Annotated in this window: 24 protein-coding genes; 15 read left to right on the forward strand and 9 right to left on the reverse strand. The window is 45.4% G+C overall.

What is annotated here, in order from left to right:
• From MA03_RS06345 to MA03_RS06360, 4 genes are all read left to right on the forward strand, one after another.
• Positions 1-570 carry a hypothetical protein gene (locus tag MA03_RS06345; protein ID WP_052884457.1) on the forward strand — a complete coding sequence of 190 codons (570 nt, stop codon included), beginning with the start codon at positions 1-3 and terminating at the stop codon, positions 568-570.
• Entirely contained in the window at positions 563-916 is a 354-nt protein-coding gene (locus tag MA03_RS06350) for a hypothetical protein (protein WP_052884458.1), read from the forward strand. The genes MA03_RS06345 and MA03_RS06350 overlap by 8 nt, the downstream gene beginning before the upstream one ends.
• Positions 917-1,015: 99 nt before the next feature.
• Complete coding sequence (locus tag MA03_RS08900) at positions 1,016-1,318, forward strand: hypothetical protein (protein WP_052884459.1); 303 nt, start codon at positions 1,016-1,018, stop codon at positions 1,316-1,318.
• Between the two features lie 71 nt (positions 1,319-1,389).
• A complete protein-coding gene (locus MA03_RS06360; RefSeq protein ID WP_052884460.1) occupies positions 1,390-2,523 on the forward strand; it encodes a TGS domain-containing protein in 1,134 nt (377 codons plus the stop codon).
• An 8-nt stretch (positions 2,524-2,531) separates the two neighbouring features.
• Here MA03_RS06360 and MA03_RS06365 read toward each other — a convergent pair whose 3' ends face one another.
• Together MA03_RS06365 and MA03_RS06375 are read right to left on the reverse strand one after the other, a co-directional pair.
• A complete protein-coding gene (locus MA03_RS06365; RefSeq protein ID WP_191118486.1) occupies positions 2,532-4,025 on the reverse strand; it encodes a hypothetical protein in 1,494 nt (497 codons plus the stop codon).
• Positions 4,003-4,221 (reverse strand): hypothetical protein, encoded by a 219-nt coding sequence (locus MA03_RS06375; RefSeq protein WP_191118487.1) that lies wholly within the window; start codon positions 4,219-4,221, stop codon positions 4,003-4,005. The genes MA03_RS06365 and MA03_RS06375 overlap by 23 nt, the downstream gene beginning before the upstream one ends.
• Before the next feature lie 194 nt (positions 4,222-4,415).
• On the opposite strand from MA03_RS06375, the gene MA03_RS06380 reads away from it, so the two are divergent.
• Positions 4,416-5,207 (forward strand): hypothetical protein, encoded by a 792-nt coding sequence (locus tag MA03_RS06380; RefSeq protein WP_191118488.1) that lies wholly within the window; start codon positions 4,416-4,418, stop codon positions 5,205-5,207.
• Positions 5,207-5,701, forward strand: a complete 495-nt coding sequence (locus MA03_RS06385; protein WP_052884465.1) for a hypothetical protein — start codon at positions 5,207-5,209, stop codon at positions 5,699-5,701. The genes MA03_RS06380 and MA03_RS06385 overlap by 1 nt, the downstream gene beginning before the upstream one ends.
• Positions 5,702-5,705: 4 nt before the next feature.
• Here the strand turns inward: MA03_RS06385 and MA03_RS06390 are convergent, their stop codons facing one another.
• Entirely contained in the window at positions 5,706-5,945 is a 240-nt protein-coding gene (locus tag MA03_RS06390) for a hypothetical protein (RefSeq protein ID WP_052884466.1), read from the reverse strand.
• A gap of 117 nt (positions 5,946-6,062) precedes the next feature.
• Between MA03_RS06390 and MA03_RS06395 the strand changes: the two genes are divergently transcribed.
• The 4 genes from MA03_RS06395 (at position 6,063) to MA03_RS06410 (ending at position 10,735) form a co-directional block, all read left to right on the forward strand.
• Positions 6,063-6,560 carry an adenosine-specific kinase gene (locus MA03_RS06395; protein WP_052884467.1) on the forward strand — a complete coding sequence of 166 codons (498 nt, stop codon included), beginning with the start codon at positions 6,063-6,065 and terminating at the stop codon, positions 6,558-6,560.
• A gap of 66 nt (positions 6,561-6,626) precedes the next feature.
• A complete protein-coding gene (gene pth2 / locus MA03_RS06400; protein ID WP_052884929.1) occupies positions 6,627-6,974 on the forward strand; it encodes a peptidyl-tRNA hydrolase Pth2 in 348 nt (115 codons plus the stop codon).
• A 39-nt stretch (positions 6,975-7,013) separates the two neighbouring features.
• A complete protein-coding gene (gene truD, locus MA03_RS06405) occupies positions 7,014-8,348 on the forward strand; it encodes a tRNA pseudouridine(13) synthase TruD (protein WP_052884468.1) in 1,335 nt (444 codons plus the stop codon).
• Positions 8,349-8,350: 2 nt separating this feature from the next.
• Complete coding sequence (locus tag MA03_RS06410) at positions 8,351-10,735, forward strand: tRNA(Met) cytidine acetyltransferase TmcA (RefSeq protein WP_052884469.1); 2,385 nt, start codon at positions 8,351-8,353, stop codon at positions 10,733-10,735.
• A 4-nt stretch (positions 10,736-10,739) separates the two neighbouring features.
• On the opposite strand, the gene MA03_RS06415 is transcribed toward MA03_RS06410, so the two are convergent.
• Entirely contained in the window at positions 10,740-11,786 is a 1,047-nt protein-coding gene (locus MA03_RS06415) for a 4Fe-4S dicluster domain-containing protein (protein ID WP_052884470.1), read from the reverse strand.
• A 125-nt stretch (positions 11,787-11,911) separates the two neighbouring features.
• Positions 11,912-14,074, reverse strand: a complete 2,163-nt coding sequence (locus tag MA03_RS06420) for a CDC48 family AAA ATPase (RefSeq protein ID WP_052884471.1) — start codon at positions 14,072-14,074, stop codon at positions 11,912-11,914.
• Between the two features lie 242 nt (positions 14,075-14,316).
• Between MA03_RS06420 and MA03_RS06425 the strand changes: the two genes are divergently transcribed.
• Both MA03_RS06425 and MA03_RS06430 read left to right on the forward strand, forming a co-directional pair.
• The gene (locus MA03_RS06425) at positions 14,317-14,646 is read left to right on the forward strand and encodes a hypothetical protein (RefSeq protein WP_052884472.1); all 330 of its coding nucleotides are present in this window, start codon (positions 14,317-14,319) and stop codon (positions 14,644-14,646) included.
• Between the two features lie 55 nt (positions 14,647-14,701).
• On the forward strand, positions 14,702-15,178 hold the full coding sequence (locus tag MA03_RS06430) for a ribosomal protein L13e (RefSeq protein WP_052884473.1): 477 nt from the start codon (positions 14,702-14,704) through the stop codon (positions 15,176-15,178).
• Here MA03_RS06430 and MA03_RS08750 read toward each other — a convergent pair.
• Together MA03_RS08750 and MA03_RS06435 are read right to left on the reverse strand one after the other, a co-directional pair.
• Positions 15,175-15,333, reverse strand: a complete 159-nt coding sequence (locus MA03_RS08750) for a hypothetical protein (RefSeq protein ID WP_191118489.1) — start codon at positions 15,331-15,333, stop codon at positions 15,175-15,177. The two genes, MA03_RS06430 and MA03_RS08750, sit on opposite strands and share 4 nt — an antisense overlap.
• 127 nt (positions 15,334-15,460) lie before the next feature.
• Positions 15,461-15,772 carry a hypothetical protein gene (locus tag MA03_RS06435; RefSeq protein WP_191118490.1) on the reverse strand — a complete coding sequence of 104 codons (312 nt, stop codon included), beginning with the start codon at positions 15,770-15,772 and terminating at the stop codon, positions 15,461-15,463.
• 171 nt (positions 15,773-15,943) lie between these two features.
• Between MA03_RS06435 and MA03_RS08755 the strand changes: the two genes are divergently transcribed.
• The 3 genes from MA03_RS08755 (at position 15,944) to MA03_RS06445 (ending at position 17,692) form a co-directional block, all read left to right on the forward strand.
• Entirely contained in the window at positions 15,944-16,045 is a 102-nt protein-coding gene (locus MA03_RS08755) for a zinc ribbon domain-containing protein (protein ID WP_191118491.1), read from the forward strand.
• Positions 16,046-16,087: 42 nt separating this feature from the next.
• The gene (locus MA03_RS06440) at positions 16,088-16,405 is read left to right on the forward strand and encodes an LSM domain-containing protein (protein ID WP_236944855.1); all 318 of its coding nucleotides are present in this window, start codon (positions 16,088-16,090) and stop codon (positions 16,403-16,405) included.
• Positions 16,406-16,468: 63 nt separating this feature from the next.
• Positions 16,469-17,692 (forward strand): methionine adenosyltransferase, encoded by a 1,224-nt coding sequence (locus tag MA03_RS06445; protein WP_052884476.1) that lies wholly within the window; start codon positions 16,469-16,471, stop codon positions 17,690-17,692.
• Here the strand turns inward: MA03_RS06445 and MA03_RS06450 are convergent.
• Together MA03_RS06450 and MA03_RS06455 are read right to left on the reverse strand one after the other, a co-directional pair.
• Complete coding sequence (locus MA03_RS06450; protein ID WP_052884477.1) at positions 17,689-19,656, reverse strand: DUF460 domain-containing protein; 1,968 nt, start codon at positions 19,654-19,656, stop codon at positions 17,689-17,691. The genes MA03_RS06445 and MA03_RS06450 overlap by 4 nt on opposite strands.
• 77 nt (positions 19,657-19,733) lie before the next feature.
• A complete protein-coding gene (locus tag MA03_RS06455) occupies positions 19,734-20,645 on the reverse strand; it encodes an RIO1 family regulatory kinase/ATPase domain-containing protein (protein ID WP_219731628.1) in 912 nt (303 codons plus the stop codon).
• Between the last annotated feature and the right edge of the window lie 70 nt (positions 20,646-20,715).

The raw sequence follows: 20,715 nt of genomic DNA on the forward strand, positions 1-20,715 counted from the left end.
ATGAGGCGCAGAGGAACAATTGGATTACTCGCTATAGTGCTTTTAAGCTTTCTAGTTTTAGAGAGCTCGGAACACAATTTTTATCGTACAGATTACCGTGGAGAGGATGCTCACACAGCGCTCTTGGTAGCCCTTAGAGCTTCGTGCTCGGATCCCGGTAAAGCTAATGTAAAACTCCAAAAGATTTCTCGGTATATATACCCGGTTAACTTCCTCTCGTATAATCTCTATCTGCTGGTGAATGAATCATCTTATGATCATGGGGCCTTAGTTTGCAGGGGGTATGTTGTGACGAACGTTGGAAAAGATGTGTTCGAATTACAATACTCATATAAACTAGTCGGGTTGAAGGTCGACCCGTTAACGGGAAGAATTCTGAGAATATATGAAACCTCCAGTTATCAAGTCTTCAAGTTAGCAAGCTACAGTTACGCTATCAAGATAAAAGTCTATCTAAAACCGCTCTGTCCTCACGATTACGTCAATGGAACACTTCTTGCCATTAAAGGAAACTATCCCTGTACACTTATGGACAAATGGGGGAACAAGCTGGTGATAAGCGGTGGATGATGCAATAGTGATCCTATTAGACGTCATTGTGAGTACGCTTGTCTTCACGTATTGGCTAGCGGTTTTTAACTCTCCCGTTCACGAGGATGCAGCCTTGATTAGAGACCTATGTTATCTTGCTAACTCACCTGAGGGTACTTCTCTACGTAGTGAATATAATCTTGACTTGTATATCGAGAACGGATTGATAGTGACCAGGGTACCTGTGTCTAGTATGTGCTTCGAGAGGTTAAATGAGACAGCCATTCTCGCTCCAGTTGTCGTTGAGAGAGCAATGAGGATTGGTGGAAAAATCCAACTCTTATTGCTCAAGAAGAATGGTAAAATCCTCGTAAGAACACCCTAAAAATAGTGTACTTTGTAATTTTCCGGCTTTCAGGTAAGCTTATCTTTAAACAAGGACTCGAGAAATCCTTCAATCCTAGCTGAGAGTTCTTCTAGCTCCATGAGCATTGCATTGATGCTGTCGAGTGCCTTCCTTTGGTCTGGAAGGATGTCGGTGTACGCCCTGAAAGCTTCGATGCGTGTGCAAGAACTGCGGCCTAGTCAGAAACGCATGCTTAAACATAACCAGAAGAGTAGGATACAGCCCACCAACACCGACGAGAATCGAAGCCTACACCCCGACACACCAAGGAGTCGTAGTCGCCACGGAGAGGAGAAAGATACAACCACTAGGAGCAAAACAATAACCCCTAGAAGGGCAACCCATGAGCCGGCCCCCGTGACGCAGGGTGGCAGGCGGTAGTAGTTGAAAACTTGATTGATTAAAAGGAAAGTTAAAAAGTGTCAAAAATACTCCTAACACCATAGGATAAAATGCCCACGAATCTCCCAGCCGAGGCAAAGAGTAAATGGAAGAAAGCTATGGACGCGAAGACGCCAGAGGAAAAACTTCAAGCTCTACAGGAGTTCCTCTCTGCCGTCCCGAAGCACAAGGGGACGGAAAGACTTCGCATGCAGGTTACTCGTCAAATTGCTGCACTCCGAAGAGAAATAGAACTCAAGAGAAAGAAAAAGGTTGGCGGCGGTGAACAATTCTTTGTAGAAAAAGAGGGCGATATCCAGGTAGTTGTGCTGGGCTATCCCGGACCCGGTCGTGAGGCTGTGTTTCGCTGCATCACCGGGATAGAAGTTACAGATTCCAAGAAGCCTATTCCAGGCATGAAAACTTGGGAGGGTGTATACTTCCAAATAATCAGTGCCCCACCACTTTTCGGCGACGCTTCATCGCAATCTCGTTTGATGGCTTTAGCACGAAATGCCGATGCAATCATTTTAGCCCTCGACATGGTACCGGGAGTAGAAAGCGAGGTTAAGGCTTTGCTTGACGCCCTGGAAGAGTCTAGGATAGCTTGGAAGAAGCCGCGAGCAAGCGTCGAAATAGAGAGAAGATCGACGGGAGGAGTTGTCGTGATAGGTGAACTCGAGGGCACAACACTCCAAGATGTAGCGGCTCTCCTTCGCGATTATGGAATTTACCATGCCGTTGTCAAAGTTACTGGAAAAGCCACGTTAGACGATGTTGAGGAGGCATTATTCGGGGAAATAGCTTACAAGCCCACCATTGTTGTTCTTTACTCGCCAGGAGACCATATCCAGGACGCGGAAGTAGTGCGTGGAACACTCGAGAGTGAATTTGGTATTCCTGTACACCTCATTAAAGGTTGTGAAACCATAGATTTCGGAAGGATGGCCGAATATATTTTCCGAGAGTTGGACCTGATAAGGGTTTACACACGTAATCCTAGAACGGGAGAGGTGGAAGAAAGACCCATCGTGGTGAGACGTGGAGCTAAGGTAATCGAAGTGGCGAGAATCATACATTCGCAGCTAGGCGAGAGTTTCAAGTATGCTTGGGTCTGGAGCAACCGCTTCACATTCAATCCGCGTAAAGTTGGAAAAGATTTTGAGCTGGGAGATGGTGATATCATTCAAATTGCTGGCGGGTAACGTTAGGCTTAAAGAAGCAAAAGAAGTAGCAACGCGGATCCTGAGCCCAAAAGAACCATAAAGTTGAATTCCTTCAACGAAACTTGCTTGAAAAAGATTAACACTTTAACGGTCAGGATTAGGATGGATGCCGGAATTATAAATATAAGAGATTCCATCGTATTTGCATAAAGAAATATGTAACCCAGTGCAAGGCCTACAGGATGTAGTATAGTTAGGGATAATGGAATGAATAGAGCAGAGCCTCTACTCAACAAGTGTTTAGCCACTCTCTGCTGAATAACTGTGAACAATACGGCGATAAAGGCAGCAAATACGCTCATCCATGATAATTCCTGTAATGAAGATGTTTGGGTAAACGTGAAACCGTAACTCCCGCCCGTGTAATATAGATAGGATACCAGAGGTACTACAAAAGTTATGAGGACAACTCTCAGATAAGAGCAATCCTCTTCTTCAGGGATTGCACGTATAGCAATGAATTCATAAAGAGTTGCAAGAGTTGCTGGCGCAGCAGCGATAAGGAGAGGGGTAAGAGGGCTAAGAATACGTTTGTTCTCTCCCACGCTTATACCTGAAAACAAGGAAATAACCAGCATAGCTAGAAATGGGCTCAACAAGAAGCCTCTAGCTTCGGAATGAAGAAAAACTAGTGTTAACGAGAAGAGGGAAAGTATGTAGAGAAAGGCATACAAGGGAAATTTTGTCCCGAAGAGAATAAAAAAAGTAAGAAGAATGAGAAGTATACTTGATGCAAACAATAAAAGAAATGAAGCTGCTCCTTTTTCAGTCTTAACACCCTGTCGTGAAACTATAATAGAGTAAACTGTCAATGCGACGAGCACTCCGGGAAAACCTATCAATGAGTCCAGGCCAAAGTATCTCAAGACCTCGAAAGTCAAGAGTGCAGACTGTACAGGGATGGGTGCGACCAGCATATAAATTAAGGTTAAAAACTCAGGAAGAGTTCCCGGGAAGATTAATAAAGGGATAAAACCGACGAGAAATCCAAAAATCGACCAAGACTTTATGCTTGCCAAACGAGTAAGCATTGAAATAGGGTTCACTATCCCATCTACACTTAAACTAGGCAAAAAATAGCTAATGAAGATCCTACTTAACAACAAGGATGAAATAAAGGAGGCAAAGACTAGTAAAGAGTATATTAGGAGGGTACTCCTTCCATCACCTGTAGTCAAATTATTTATGAATATAGAGGATATTACCCCACTCTTGACTTTGTCCTCTAGCCCTACAATCGCTAGGGACAAGAAAGGTGATGAGAAAACAATAGTTATGGAGGCAACCAGTAAAACTGCGATTCTGTCTCTTCCACGCCTTGATGCCCCCAAAAAGAGCATGGAGATCACGGGCAACAAGGCTAAAATCAGGGGAAGGCTCATGGCCCTTTCCTTTGAAGTGAACAAAACTACCACAACACCCGTAAAAGCCAGAACGACCCCAAGTGATAGGAGATAGTCAGCCCTCCTCAAGCAAGACACGACCGCCACCCTTTCTAGCTTGGTTGTTAGACATCTTTTTCGTTATTGTCGCCAGAACCGGACAGCCCGAACCCCCTGCTTTGCAATACTGCAGGTATTTATTGTTAAGGGCTTTCCACTCAGAAACCCCTATGAAAACACACCTACTACCCTTCGCTGTTGGTCTGTAATACCTGCAAACCGACTCCTCAAGCATAAACAACCCTCTAAAAACCGCCCTGCGATAAATAAGCTCTACCGTCACATGCAACATATAGGGGCTCTAGGCTGCATGCCTCCTATGTGTGTAATGGGTAAACCACTAGAAAATAACACTATTTGTATGTGCTTTGAACACAATTCACAACGATAATAATAATATTGGCTATTCACTATAGTGATAGGTTTTGGATGTCTACAGGCGGCGTTTGTCCGGGCCTTTATCGGGATACAAGGGGAAGATTTTATTGCAAGTACGCTGGGGGCGTTGAAGTAGACCCGGCATTCATGCCTTGCCTTATGGAATATTGGGAATGCCCCTACTACATAGAATGGAGGAAGAAATCCACTGAGGAGAAAAAGCCTGTCGAGCAAATAGTCCCGGCTCCTCAACCACAGACACAAATTAAAATCGAAAAACCAGAGACTCTGAGCCCCGAAGTCAAAGAAGAGAGAACAGGCTTAGAAAAAATCACAGAGGAAATAGACACATTGATAACTCGCGCTTCCGAGCTCTCCAGAATTTGGGAGGAATATGAGCGCGATGCACGTGAGGTTATCGAGAAGTGGGAGAACCTAAGAGACTATCTGGAAAAAGAATTACTCAGCGTTAAAAGCTCGATAAACACATTAACCGAGGAACTGGAAAGGATAGAGACAAAACATAAATTAGGTATTCTAGATGACACTCATTATCAAGAACTGAGGTCGGAGATCGACTCAAAGATATCTCAGAAAAACTCCGAGATGGATAACATAAAGCGTAAGCTGGATGAGCTTGACAGGCTCGTCATTCCTCACTACAAACGCGTAAAAGTAGCTGAGGTTAAACCCGAAATAGCAAAGATAAGGCTAGCCCTAAACAAGCTTGAACAGAAGTTCAAAGAGGGGGAGGTGGCTGAGGAGACATACCGAAGACTTAGGGCAGAATTGGAGGCTAAACTTAAAAGACTAGAGAGAATACGGGAGGAGGTCGAGGAGTAATGGCTACAATGGCCTTGGAAGAAATAAAAAATATCTTTGACGGCGCCGACAAGGCATGGGAAGAATATGTTTCCACAACGAAACAAGCCCTTCTCCAGTGGGAAAAGACAAGGCCTGCCTTGCTCGAAAAAATAGCTGTCCTCAAAACCAGGATATCCTCTAATCTCAGCGAACTCGAGGAAATACAATTGAAAGTTGAACTGGGGCTATTGGAAGAAGAGAAGTCGCAGAAGAAGTTCGATGAACTTTCATCCGAAACGGTCACTATGGTTCATGAACTTGAAAATCTATGGGTTGCTTATGAACACGCGTCTCTCAAGAGTATCCAGCACATGAAACGTATCGGCATCCCGCTAGACACGAGCTTAGAGGAGACAAAGAAAAAACTTGAAGAGATTGAGAATAGTTTTCGAGATGGCATAATAAGTTCGAAAGAAGTATACGAGGAACTAAGGAAAACTGTAGAGGAACAAATAAGAATCCTTACAGGTTAGACAACTAGCGTTTTCCCGCCCTGGCCCGGGCTATGCGTACCCTTATTTTACCATTGTTTAACTTTTCTATCTTCAAGCTTCTCGGTGATATATTGCCTCTCCTTTCAGCAGCCTTCTCCATTCTCGAAACAAGTTGGCTGAAATGTGGTCTACAAAGGTAAATAACCTGTCCGCCTACCTCTAGCATTATTTCGGCATGCCGCGTACAGTTCTCCATCATACAGTTCTGTGGGTCATCAACCATAGGAATATGCCACGTTTGTGAAAATCAAGAACATTAAAAAATGTTTACTATAACCTAGACACGGATGATGAGCTAGTGCGTTATTTTTTTCTAGCAGAGCTAAAAACTTGTTCTTGTATGAACAATGGGGTCAAAATCGAAATTATCGATATGATTCTGCCGGAGAAGTCTAACATTATAATCGGCCAGACCCACTTCATAAAGAGCGTTGAAGACATAGCCGAGGCAGTGGTTACGAGTGTTCCAGGAATAAAATTCGGGCTAGCCTTCAACGAGGCCAGCGGTGATAGGCTCATCAGGTGGGATGGAAACGATGAAGAGTTGAAAAATGCCGCAATTCAGAATGCGCAGAGAATAGGCGCTGGACATGTTTTCGTCTTGTTGATCCGAGATGCTTGGCCTATAAACGTGCTTAGCAAGTTAAGAAACATAGACGAAATAGCACATATCTTTTGTGCAACAGCAAACCCTGTCCAGGTCATTGTCGCCGAGACCGTGCAGGGTAGAGGGGTTTTGGGAGTAATTGATGGTTACACTGTCGTGGGTGTGGAGACGGAGACGGACAAAAGGAAGAGAATCGAATTTCTCAGGAAAATTGGCTATAAGCGCGGCTAGCTCTTGCTTGTAATCTGCGGGAATCCTAAGATAATAAGTTAGAGTTGACGCCTTGTGGAGGAAGAAATCAAGCAGGTCATAGTGGTTAGACGGGATCTCCAAATGGGAAGAGGCAAAATGGTAGCTCAGGGTGCACACGCTTCCCTTGGCGCGTTCCTGGAGGCTCAAAGGATGAAGCCCGAGTGGGTAGAAAGATGGCTTGAAAGCGGGCAGAAGAAGATAGTAGTTAGGGTCGAGTCCCTTGAAGAGCTTCTAAGTGTTTATGAGGAGGCTAAAAGCCTAGGCTTACCCGTTTCACTAGTAAGAGATATGGGATTAACGCAACTCGAGCCTGGTACGATAACGTCCGTTGGCATAGGTCCTGCACCTGCAAGCCTTCTGGACAAGGTCACCGGGAAGCTTAAACTACTATGAATTTTTAAGATAGGGGGGATTCCTCGACATGTGTAAAAGATGGTTCGTCCAGCTCTGGCAGAACTCGACAACCTTTTAGAAATGAGATACTATGGCCTGGACTCTGATGGTATAGGGGGAAGAATACGTAGAGAGATAGACGACTTCATTGTGCAAGAAATAAGCATCGATGGTATTAAAGCCACTTCTCTTTGCACCAATCTTCCAAAGGGAAGCGGAGAATACACATGGGTAGTTGTCGAGAAGAGAGGTCTAGACTCGGTTACTGCTGTACAAAGAATACAAAGATATCTGAATGTGAGGAAGAAAGACATCGGATTTGCAGGTCTAAAAGACACATCAGCGGTAACTTTCCAATTTGTATCCATTAAAGGGGTCATAAATGAAGAACTAATCGAGGAATTCAACAAGTCAAATACACGGATAAAAATACATTGTCCCTTCCGGCGACCATTTGCGCTGCGGCCTGGCCTTCTTTTTGGTAACGAATTCACCGTACGTGTAAGAGAGGCTGATGGAAGCAACTTAAAAAGGTTAACAGAGGAGCTGAAAGAAGTGAGTTACATTCCAAACTATGTTGGCTATCAACGGTTTGGCAGCATAAGACCTATCACTCATATCGTTGGAAAAAACATAGTTATGGGAAACTTTAAAGAAGCCGTAGAGGAGCTTCTATTAAGGATTTTTCCTTATGAATCAGACATCGCTAAAAAAGCAAGAGAATATCTTGCATCAACGGGCGACTACATAGGAACTTTAGAAATCTTTCCTAAGAGTATGAAGAGCGAGAGAAGCGTGATAGCCCACCTTGCCAAAAGGCCTAACGACTATGTTGGGGCTCTCAGAAGCATCTCTAGCTACATCAGAAAGCTCTACGTTGGAGCATACCAGGCCTATCTCTTTAACAAGGTTCTAAGCAGAAGAATAGAGGAGGACCTCTCTTGGATGCTCCCCTCCCCTGGCGATTACGTTGGCATTTTCCCAAGCACATACCATCACGAGTATACTTCAGTACTTGTAGCTAACGAAGCTAATATAGATAAACTTCGCAAGCTTGTATTGGATGGAAGAGCACTGCTTCTCCTGCCGATATTTGGGTATAATACTCAACTGTCTCAGGGTAAACAGGGCGAAATAGAGAGGATCATACTCAAGGAAGAGGGGATAGATGTTACACGTTTCTACGTGAAAAGTATACCTGAAGCCTCCTCGGCTGGTACTTACCGCCCTGCGGGTCTCAAGCCCCTAGATCTAAGAATACACGAAGATGGAGATGATATTATTTTCTCATTTGCTTTAAGGAAGGGAATGTATGCGACAACACTCTTGCGTGAATTTATAAAGCCAAAAGACCCTGTCTTACAGGGTTTTTAATTATGCCGTTGATCCCGAAAGAACACTTGGACGAAGTGCACGATGAGTTAATAAAGGCTAGGCGTGAACACCACAGACGTTTACTTGTAATACTCAGCGACGACGACTCCCGTCTAGTAACTGCCGCCCTCGACTTCCTCTACGAGTTACGAGACTTTGTAGGTGAGGATCCCATTCTCTACACTTATCACGCTTTCTACTCTGATGGTGGCATGAGACGGGAGTTATTCGCTAGGGGGGTACCGAAGGATCTAAACATAGAATATGTATCTTACCACCAGCTGGATGTAATACTTGGGCGAACGTACTCTCTCTGCATTGCAGACCTGTTAAACAACCTCGAGCCAAACGACCTCGGTCGCTTAATGGGTGTAGTTAGGGGAGGAGGACTATACATTCTTCTCTTACCTTCTCAGCAGAGAATATTTGAGACGATAACGCGATTTCAAAGCAATTTAATCGTCCCAGGTTATACTCCCGATCAGCTCAAGAGATATTTTACACAGCGATTGTTAAAGAAGCTCTACGAGCACAATGGAATAGCGATATATGACGCGGATAATAGATACTTTCTCAGAAAATTCTCTCAAGAAAAAACCTCGGATTACACCTCGCGGGAAATAATCATTCCTGAGAAGACGCGAATTCCCCTTAAAGTATACAAGCTTGCCCTTACACAGGATCAGGTGGAGGTTCTCAAGAGATTCGAGTTTCTCTACGCTAAGAGCCTGAAAAAACAGGTCTTAGTGTTGACGGCTGATAGAGGTAGAGGAAAATCTTCTGTAGTCGGTATAGGATTAGGGTGGCTAGTACACAGGTTACGCAGAGCCAAAGGAAAATGCAAGGTAGTAGTCACCTCGCCCAGTGAGACCAACGTGCAGGAGGTTTTTCGATTCGCAGACCGTGTTCTCAGGCTCTACAATCATCCAGTTGAGCTAACCCATAGCGAAAACAGAATAGTGGGAATTTCTGGGAAAGGAATCGATATCTCATACGTACCACCTCTCGAAGCTTTAAAGAGCCGTGGAGATGTGCTTGTTGTGGATGAAGCAGCGGCAATACCCGTGACAATGTTGTTTAAGTTCCTGGAAAGGTATGATAAAATTGTTTTTTCCACCACGATACACGGGTATGAAGGTGCAGGTCGCGGCTTCTCGGTAAGGTTTCTTACACGTCTTCGCGCACGTAACGATGTGGAGGTTATAGAGTACGAGATGGATGAGCCAATACGTTATGCCAAGCAAGACCCGATTGAGGAATGGATATTTGATACGCTCTTGTTGGACGCTGAACCTGCCCAACTGACAGATGAGGATATTAAGGCCATCAACGAGACGAATCTTCTCTATCAAGTTCCAGACGAGAAAAAGCTGTTCTTAGAAAATGAAGACGAGTTACGACAATTTGTCGGCATATACATAATGGCGCACTACAGGAACAACCCAAACGACCTAGGCATCATGATGGAGGCCCCGCATCACTTTACTCGAATCGTCAAGACCCCCTCTGGAAAGGTGGTAGTTTCTCTCGAGCTGGCTATTGAGGGCCCCCTGGGTCCTGATCTCTCGCGTGAGTCAGCTAAGGGGGCTTGGCTTATGGGAAACATCATACCGGATAGGATAATAAAACATTATAAAATTGTGGACTTTGGAGAGCTGAAGGGTATTCGGATTGTCCGAATAGCCACACATCCGCAAGTAATGAGAAGGGGGCTTGGGAGCTTTGCCCTTAAACATATTGAGGAAGAGGCGCGGAGAGGGGGCTACGACTGGATAGGAGCTGGCTTCGGAGTAACCGAGGAGCTTCTCAGATTCTGGGTTAAGAACGGCTTTATCCCTGTGCATCTAAGTCCCGAGAGGAATCCCATCAGCGGAGAGTACACGGTTATAGTGATCAAACCGTTAAGTGAGAAGGCTGAAAGAATAGTTAACGTTATAGCGAGAGAATTTAAGGAAAAACTATTGGACACACTTCCATCACCGTACTACGACTTGGAACCACCTGTCGCTCTGCTACTGTTGGAATCCACTCCTAACCCCGACCCACCAATCAATTTACCCCTTTTGAAGAAAGCGAGGTTCTTGATGTACGCTTGGGGAGATATGACCGTCGAAAACTCGATGGATGTCTTGGGTTACCTTACAAAACACTACTTTAAGGTCTCAAAGCGCCCTGAATTAACTCTATTTCAAAAACTCCTCCTCATCTCTAAGGTCTTACAGGCGAAGAGTTGGCGTGCGACTCTTGATGATCTCCAGTCAAACATGTCACAGGTCACAGCCGAGTTGAAGGAAATAGCGAAAATATTTTCAGCCGCTTTTCTTGGGGTTAATAGCCCTGAAGAGGCGGAAAAGTTCTACTTTTTACGGCTGGACGACGTTTTGTGAAAGTCTACTCAGGCGTAAGAGTCGCCATAAGTTTAACGTCCTTACAACTTGAGAGACACAAGCCACAAACATTACACTTTTCGTCTGCAACCGCTAGACCTGAGGGAGAATCATGGAGGTTCTTTTCCTTGGAAAAAGCTCTATAAGGACAAACATTGAGACACTGTGGCTCACGTACTACGTCAATGGCAGGTCTTAGAGGGTCAGGGATATACCTCCACCTAATAGGCATCTCTTTGTCTAATTCTACTACTCCAGGCATATCAACAAGAGTGGAGAGAAGAGCCGTGTCGAACAATAATATATCGAATGTTTTCTCAACCGACACCTCTCCGAGTAGGTGTTCTGGAATGTCGCTAATATAAGCTGTTGGAATATCTGTGCTAGCGATCAGCTTAGCCCATATTAGAGCATATAATTTCGATAGGTATGGTGAATGAACTCTAAAAAACTCTCTACCAATCGAATATACGATGTGAGGCGTAAAGACCATTCCTGCAATACCGGTTTGCCTCAAATTTTCTAGGAATTCACTGCTTAATTGTACGCTCGGCGAAACCTTCACAAAAACAGGTCTTTTAGAGACAGAAACGAACTCTTCGATAACATCTATAGCATAGGATTCGAAACTCCTATGTTCACCAATGAGAAGACTCGTGAGACCCAGGTCGATTTCAAAACCGTCCACGATCCCCATGAAGCGGGACGAGAGTCTTGTAAGTGAAGATAGTCTCGATGCTGCGATCGACGCTATCACTTTTGATTCCTCTCGTATTTTTCTAGCTATTGCTTCAACCTCTTCCACGGAAAAAGAGAATGGACGCGTGACAATCACATAGTCCTTCCATGAAGAAAAATAGTGTACGAGTATTCGGGTCTTATTTCTCTCGAAACTCAATTCTGAGTCTGTTACTGTGGGCAAAAAAAAGACGCCGAACTTTTCTTTGTATGCCGTTGCGAACTCTGGGATATTATAGAGCACCACATCCTCACTGCTGACGCCCCTGGGAGAGGTCAAGGATAGACCAGCGAAGTATATAGGTCTTGACAATGTGACCCAGAGAATTTATTCTTTGTAAAATTTAAATAATTATACTGACAACCATACTTTGAAATGATGAGGAGTACCAAAGATGATTTGTGATATGAGAACTCTCAACTGATCTAATGAGGTTGCTAGCTAAGCATTCTCCTAAACTCTTCTGCTATCCTCTTGTACTTTTCGAGATCTTCCTTGGTAACGCTCGGCTTTACGCTTTCAAGAGCTTTCAAGAAGTATTTCATTGTAACTTTTGTAGGTTTACCGGCCTCGCGTAAGGCGCTGATCGCAGCCTCGCGACAAACAGCGGCGATGTCTGCTCCTGTGTATCCTTCTGTTCTTTTGGCTAGTTCTGCTAGGTCTACGTCTTCTGCTAGGGGCATCCTCTTGGTGTGCACCTTGAATATTTCAAGCCTGGCCTTCTCGTCTGGCGGCGGGACGTATATGAGCCTGTCAAACCTCCCAGGCCTTAAGAGGGCGGGGTCAATAATGTCAGGCCTATTAGTAGCAGCTATAACCACGACACCCTCAAGACGCTCAAGACCATCCATCTCGGTCAAAAGCTGGTTGACTATTCTATCTGTAACCCCGGCGTCGTACCTCTGCCCCCTCCTTGGCACTATGGAGTCAATCTCATCAAAGAAGATTATACAGGGAGCGGCTTGTCTTGCCTTCCTGAATATCTCCCTAATAGCCCTCTCGCTCTCCCCAACCCACTTGCTTAAAACTTCTGGACCTTTGACCCCGATGAAGTTTGCCTCGCTCTCCGTCGCTACAGCCTTGGCTAGCAGGGTCTTACCAGTACCTGGAGGACCATAGAGCAGTATACCCTTAGGCGGGTCAATACCCATTTCCTTGAAGTATTCAGGGTGTTTTAATGGCCACTCTACAGCCTCGCGTAACTGCTGCTTAACGTCATCCAGTCCCCCTATATCACTCCAATGAACCTCAGGAACCTCTATGTAAACCTCCCGGAGCGCACTTGGCTGGATCTCTTTTAAGGCATCCATGAAATCCATCCTAGTTACCTTTAACTCGTTTAGTATTTCTGCAGGAATCTTTTCGGTTTCAATCTTTATCTTAGGCAAAACTCTCCTTAAAGCCCGCATAGCAGCTTCGCGGCATAGAGCTGCTAGATCCGCACCCGTAAAGCCATGTGTTATCTCAGCTAACTCGTCAAGGTTCACGTCTTCGGCAAGCGGCATGTTTCTCGTGTGAACCTGAAGTATTTCTCTTCGGGCTCTCTTATCGGGAACCGGGAACGCTATCTCCCTGTCAAACCGGCCAGGTCTCCGAAGCGCGGGGTCGATATCATCAGGCCTATTAGTAGCAGCGATAACTATTACTTGACCCCTCTCCTTCAAACCATCCATCAGGGCTAGTAGTTGTGCTACTACTCTTTTCTCGACTTCTCCTGTTACTTCTTCTCGCTTGGGAGCTATTGCGTCAATCTCGTCGATAAATATAATAGCGGGAGCATTCTTGGTGGCTTCCTCAAAGATCTCGCGGAGCCTCTGCTCGCTCTCCCCGTAAAACTTACTCATAATCTCCGGGCCATTAATGGCTGTAAAGTATGCACCCGTCTCATTCGCCACAGCCTTGGCTAGCAGGGTCTTACCAGTACCTGGAGGACCATAAAAGAGAACACCCTTAGGCGGGTCAATACCCAGGTGTTTGAAGAGTTCAGGATGACGTAGCGGAAGCTCAACCATCTCTCTAATTTTCTGCTTAGCCTCCTCAAGATCCCCTATATCCTCGTAAGTTATGCGTGGAATAGTAAGCTCTCCACTCACTGGCTCGCTTCTGATGGAAATCTCTGTCTCCTCAGTGACTTGAACCGCTTGTGCTGGAAACGTTGAAACAACAGTGAATTGGAGAGATGCACTGAATACCGGTATCTCAACAATGTCCCCCCTTATGACAGGTCGTCCCAACAGCTTGCTCTTAACGTATTCTAAGAGATCAGGCACTATCTCGAACCCCATCTTAAGCGTCGGAGCTAAAACCACCCGTTTAGCTGGAGCGACTTTTGCCTTCCTGATTTTCACCTGATCTCCAATTGCCACACCAGCATTACGGCGAATAAGACCGTCCATACGTACTATGCCAGCGCCTTCATCCTCTAATGCCTGCGGCCATACAATCGCAACTGTAATTTTCTTACCCTCGATCTCTACTACATCCCCGGGGTCGACACCAAGCTTACTCATTGCACCTCTGTCAATCCTCACTATTCCCCGTCCTACGTCCCGTGGACGCGCCTCTGCAACTCGTAAAACTACTTCTGGAGTACTAGACATAAAGAAAATTTCCTTGCAACAAATATATAATTTTTCTACTACAAAGGGAACACTAAAGTAATAGAAGGTAAAAGTATTAGAAAATGAAAAATGAAAAAAAATATAGTATTAGACGCGGGCGGCGGCTATCAGTGACCCCTGAATCATTAGGCCACTCCTTCTAATCTATAAGAACAGCCAAGTAAGACGCAATCTCCGTGGATAGAGTTTAATATCACTGGAAGATCAGAAGGCTGAAACCTATGTTTGTGAAACGTGAGGATGTTATAAAGAAAGCCTCATCAATATTAACCCGAGCATTGATAGCCAATACCTTCCTCGTACTAATACCTCCAATCTATATCTTCTTTTCAGGTCCGATAGGCCTACACACGTACGCAGCATTACTGCTGCTGTTTTTCTCCGTTGTATCACTCTTGCTGGTATACTATTTACGCAGAGCAATTGAAGACTATTCTTTGAGCTCGGCCAGATCCATACTGCCTATAACTGTTCCATTCGCGTTGATCGGCGGGTTCGTAATAGTCGGATTATTAGTCTATAAGGCTAAACAACTCCTAGACACGGTCTAGGTCACTAATAAGGAAACATTTTTATTAAAGATATATTGTGAAACTCCGGGTTAAAATGTCGGGAAAAACTCCTGTGCCTCTGCCTCCACAACCACAAGTAAGTCCAGTTCCCCTGAAGCGATATGGTGGAATAGTTGCAAAATCGGCTAGGACAGGCAGAGGATTTAGTCTTGGAGAAATAAAAGCTATTAATCTAAGCGAGAGAGAAGCCCGACTCCTAGGCATAAGAGTCGACACCAGGCGCAAAACTGTACATGAGGAAAACATCAAGACCCTAAAAGAATACCTCTCAAACCTTAAAAAACAGCTTGAGGAGGGCGCAAATCTCCCGAAACCGGCATTACCGACCTTCGTGGTCTCCAAGTCCGACCCATCACGTGTTTTCAAAGGAAAGACTTCTGCAGGCAGAAGAGGTCGCGGTCTACAATCTCTGAAATACAGGTACACGCACCATTATAAATGGAAAAAGAAGAAAAGAGAACGATTACTGAAGAAGAGGCATGAGGCTGCTAGAACTAAGGGAGGAGATTAAGGCTTAAGGAATTTTTTCTCGTAGTTCTCTACAATAACCCTTGAATGATCTAACACAAGCTGCATACCGCACACGGCACAGTAGTATTCTCCCTCTATCTTCGCTACAACATTCTCGCTCCCGCAGATTTTACACCTAGGCTTCCCGGTAGACATCTAGTCCGCTCCAATTAAAACCAAGCCATTACTATATGTTTTTACACCATCCACTCCAATTCCAAACAACTCATGAGATTCTCGGCTTGTTTTCCTTTCAATATCCCTAGTATGTCTTCTCTGTCTCCTATTCATCGAGGAGGCCTTCAATCCTGCTTCGGAGTTCTTCCAGCTCTCTGAGCATCGCATCGATGCTGTCAAGCGTCTTCCTGTATTCTGGGAGGATGTCCGCGTATGCTCTAAGGGAGGCTATGCGTGTCCGTCGAAGGCTTACCTCCTCGACCGCCTCCGTCAGGGCGTACCACGCCCTCCTCGCGTGGTCCACCTGAAAAGCCTGTATAGCCCCTACATCCTTTTCCAGAAAAAAGGAGTAGAGGGGGCTGAGCCCCGGCGATGAAGCCCGTGATGAAACCATCCTCCCGATGAGGCCCGAGGGCAACCCGCTCAGGGCCTATGATTAAGATATGAACCACTGATATAAACCTTACCACCTATATAAGCCTTACCGCAGAGCCGGAGCCCAGCCCTCTCCCAGGGGGGTTGCTTTGGGGAGAGGTGGATCGCGGAGAAGGCACAGGAGTACGGCGTCAAGATCCACCGCGGCATACACGTGTGCAAGAACTGCGGCCTCGAGATCAACGCGGACATCAACGCATGCTTAAACATCGCCAGGAAAGCAGTAGATGTTCTCATGCGAGGGAGAAACAAATAGTATTTATAGTATCTTTGCATGGGAGTCATCGTGACCCAGCCAATGAAATCCCAATCGAAGACAATGCTTCCTCTTGAATATCTGAAGCACCATAATGGGAAAAACGTCTTTGTAAAGTTGAAAGACGGCTCTGAATACATGGGCAAGCTCATGATTGCCGACCCCTCTATGAATGTGGTGCTCACAGATGCCAAGGAGGTTACAGAGACAAACAAGATTCTTGCCATTTTCGGCAACGTATTCATACGGGGAAGCAACCTCCTCTTCATCTCGATCGAGCCTGAAAAAGTAAGGTTCCTAGAGCCAGAGCAGCCTAAACCTGAGGAGCAACAGGAACAGAAGAAGGAAGAGGAGGATTAGCTTATTACCACGAGTAATTATTGAAAAATCATATAAACAAATGTGACATAGCCTAGACTCTTGATGATGCAGAAAAACACCGTAATCGAGAAATCGACGTATGTTCCACCCGAACAGTTGCCTGTCGAAATAGTTGAAAGAAAGGGCACCGGGCATCCGGACTACATCGCTGATTCTATCTCTGAGGCAGCTAGTAGGGAGCTTTCAAAATACTACTATGACAGGTTTAAACGTATCCTACACCACAACCTGGACAAGGTTCTGATAGTCGGAGGCCAGTCGGCTCCTAGGTTTGGCGGAGGCGAGCTACTACAGCCAATATACATTTTAATCTCTGGAAGAGCCACAACTGAAGTTATTGACACTGATGGTTCCAGAATATCTATTCCTGTAGGACCACTACTACTTAGGGCAACAAGACAGTGGATTAAACAAAACTTCAGGTATCTTGATCCAGACGAGCACGTCATAGTTGATTATAGGATCGGCAAAGGTTCTAGTGACCTCGTAGACATATATCAGCGTAAACAAGACTATCCGGGCTCTAATGATACATCTATGGGCGTAGGATATGCACCGTTGTCTGAAACTGAGAGGCTTGTCTTTGAGGTTGAGAGACTGTTAAATTCTCCCAAGGTTAAAAGGGAGCTGCCCGCTGTGGGCGAGGATATAAAAGTTATGGGTGTTAGAAAAGGCGATGTAATATACCTGACTATTGCCGCTGCTATTATTTCGAGACATGTTTCTTCTACTGACGAATATCTTGCAGTCAAGGAACAGATCAAGAAGCTCGTTATTGAGAAAGCCACAGATATCACAAAGAGAAAAGTAGAGGTCTACATTAATACAGGAGATAATCCAGCGAAAGGTGACAAGGGGGGTCTCTACCTCGTTGTAACAGGAACCTCCGCCGAACACGGAGACGACGGAGCTACTGGAAGAGGCAACCGTACAAACGGTCTTATAACACCCTTTAGGCCCATGTCCCTAGAGGCAACAGCCGGTAAAAACCCGGTAAGCCATATCGGCAAGCTCTACAACGTAGTAGCCTTCAATGCTGCGCAAGAAATCATCCAGCTTGACAACATAAAGGAAGCTTATGTCAAGCTAATAAGCCAGATAGGTAAACCTATAAACGAGCCACTATTAGCTTATGTAGCTATAAACGCGGATGACGCCACCCTCTCAAGAGTCAAACACAAGGCAGAGGAAATTCTCGAAAATCACCTTGATGGCATAAACAGGCTCTGGGAAAGGTTCCTACGAGGCGAGCTCATGCTCTTTTAGCGCTGCAACCCCTCAAAGGAACGTATTCTTTCTCTCTTATATTCCTCAAAGATGTCCCTTATCTTAGAGCCCTCATCTGACTCAGCCATCACCAGGGCCCTACTGAGACTATCACTTCTTACGAGCAACATTTCCTCAAGCTGTATACATTCATCAATGTACTCCAGGGAAGTAGCACGTGAACCAATTGGAAGAATCTTCCTGATGGTTTGCAGTTCCTTACCGCTACGTGTTATAACGATAACTTGTCGTCCGGATTCTGCCAGGTCATCTAGTAACGCCTTGAGCGTGCTCACAGGGTAATTCTTGTCAATAAATATCACGGGCTGTACCTGTTTCTCCAGATGACCCAGATTTTCCAATAATAGTGAAATGTTTAACACAGGTATATAGCGGCCGAGAGCCACATTCCTTAAAACCCCCCTTAGTACATTAATCTCGTTCCTACTCTCATCTAATTGCAGCCGAATCTTGTTTAGCTCTGTGTTAAGTGACTCGATTTTCAACTCTAGCTTGGAGTAATCCATACTCTGTCTACGAAGCTCAACTCGTGTTTCGAGAATATTTTTGAGGATTGCCTCTAGGTTGTTGACCTTTTCTCGCATATCTCGCAGTTCAACTTGAAGTGCGCGGTTCTCGTTAGCCATCTTTTCAACTAATCTCTGGTAGAACTTAAGGAGCTCCTCAGGTCCCTGCTCTAATGCTTCATTTAACGACTTCTCTTCTTTAGATGTCAGGTGTAAGTACTCCTTTATAGCATCCTGTATAGCGTTGGAGACAGGAACACCTCTAATTACAAGATATTTTGCATAATCCATCGGGAAAGGCACGTTGTATTTTACTGCTTCCCTTTCTACCTCGTCAAACTTACCCCGGTACTCCCTCAACGCCCTCATAGCCGCGGCTAGTGCATCCCGCTGATGCGTGTTTTCAACACCCATATAACCTTCGGCTAATCTTCTCTTTTCCTCAACACTGAGTGACCGCGGAGGGACGTATAGAGTAGCCCCGACCTGTGCTGCGATCTTTCTCACATAAGAGGGGGGAGGATTTACATCGGTTGCAACAATTACTGGTCGACCGTATTGGAGGATTATCCTTAAGAGTTGACTCCTGCTCAACCAGCGCCGTGAAAAAACGCTGATTATTTCTCCTGAGAGCCCCAGGACTGCTACACCAGTACTTATCCCAGGGTCCAAGCCTACGATCAGGTACCTGTCACTCTTCTTGGAGGCTCTGTTTTCGACCTTTCCAAGAGGTCTATAGCTTATGCTTTCACGTTTTATCGGCTGAATCTCGACAAAGAGGTCATGTCCTGATTCCTGTTTAACAATTCCGTTGAGTTTATCTCTAGGAGCATAAACTATGAAGGTCGCTCCTACGAGCCCGACACCGCTCTTCCTGATGAAAAGGTCGTAGTCAATGCCTGTCCTGTTAAGATGCTCCCTTATCTCTGCCACCTTACGCTTGATAAGCAACTCTATGTTTCTCCTGTAACGCTCGCGGCTCATTCCTCCGGATCCCGGAACTCTTCCTCTGCCAACTTGTATTCTCGTCTCTTCCTCGAAGAGAAGAACCTCGGAACCGATGCCCTTGTAGGCTAGAAGAGCAACAGCTTCGGCTGTCTCGATGGGGTTGGGCTTTCCCTTGCAAAGACCGACTAGCGCACATATCGTTTCAATCTTTACGTTTTCATCACCTATCCTCGTTACCTCTATTAGTCGAAAACCCGAACCTGAATACTTCCCGAAGATCCTCGTCAACTCGTTAAAGTCGCTGGCTATTTCGAACACGTTGTCAGTTGCAAGTGCATCAACCCGCCTCTCCTCGATAATTTTCAAAACCTCTGACAGCGAAGTCTCTTCAAGTCTTAGTACAACCTTCCCATCCTCAACTAAGGCCGCTGCAAAAACTGGCTCTCCGGCTTGAGGCGAGTGCCCTGGGAGTATATCAATGCCTAGCACTCTACGCAGTCCCTAACCCCTAAGTGGAAACTCTATTCTGAGCTTTAAACTTGTCCTTTTCTTCTCAAGGCGAGATGTCAACTCTGGTTCTCATCGCTCTTGGTTATCATCTTCATGTATTCAATTAGCAACAGCTCCTTATCAGCGCGAAGCCTGTATTTCCTGATGAAGAAGTCGATAATATTCTCAAGATCCCTTTGAAGATAAAAGAGGGCATTTGGATGGGAGCTTGGCACCCATTGTGGCCAGTCTAAGAGGATGACCTTGTTTTCCGGGGTAATAAGGACGTTGAACTCGTTTAGATCCCCGTGAACGACTCCAGCTTTATACACCTTCTTAATCTCCTCGATTATGAGTTGCAAGACTGTAAAAGGGTCTTCTAAGGGAGGAACCTCGGAAAGTTCAACTCCTTCTACGAAACTTGTAACTACGACATGCCGGTTCCAGTCAATAGGCTCTGGAACGGCAACCTTGTTCTTCCATAAGATTCGTAAGACTTCGAACTCGTTCTGTGCAGCGAGCCTCGACAAGTAGAGCCATGAGAAGTGTTTCCTCTCGCCAACATAGCCTCTCACCCTCTTAGCCCCCTTAAAACTCGTCCGACCCGCCCTGTGGACCTTAACCGCTACAATGCGTTCACCTGGAGTCTTACCCATATAAACCTCGCTCTCCTTCCCCTCGCCCATAGGCGTCTCAGAGACCGCTGCAAGAACCCCCCGCTTAACTAGTACGTTTAAAGCCAGAACGTCATACCCTCTACTAGTCAAAACATAACCAGTATAGCTACCACGATATCTTTGAACCAGTCCTAGCTTGTTTAGCTTCTTCAGTATGCTTTCGACCAGCTCTGAATCCAATCGAGAAATAGACGAGATAAGTTCAACGTCTACGTACTCGTGATTTATCATTCCTCGCTCTATTGAGACTAGAACTCGCAAATCTCTTTGTGTAAGTTCACGTAGGCTCCAAACGGAAAACCTAACACTCACGAGAAAAATAGTTTTCACGTAGAGATATTCTTTTCCCATTAAGGCTAATACACATCCTACCAAACTGACA

Source organism: Thermofilum uzonense (assembly GCF_000993805.1).
GTDB classification, from domain to species: domain Archaea; phylum Thermoproteota; class Thermoprotei; order Thermofilales; family Thermofilaceae; genus Thermofilum; species Thermofilum uzonense.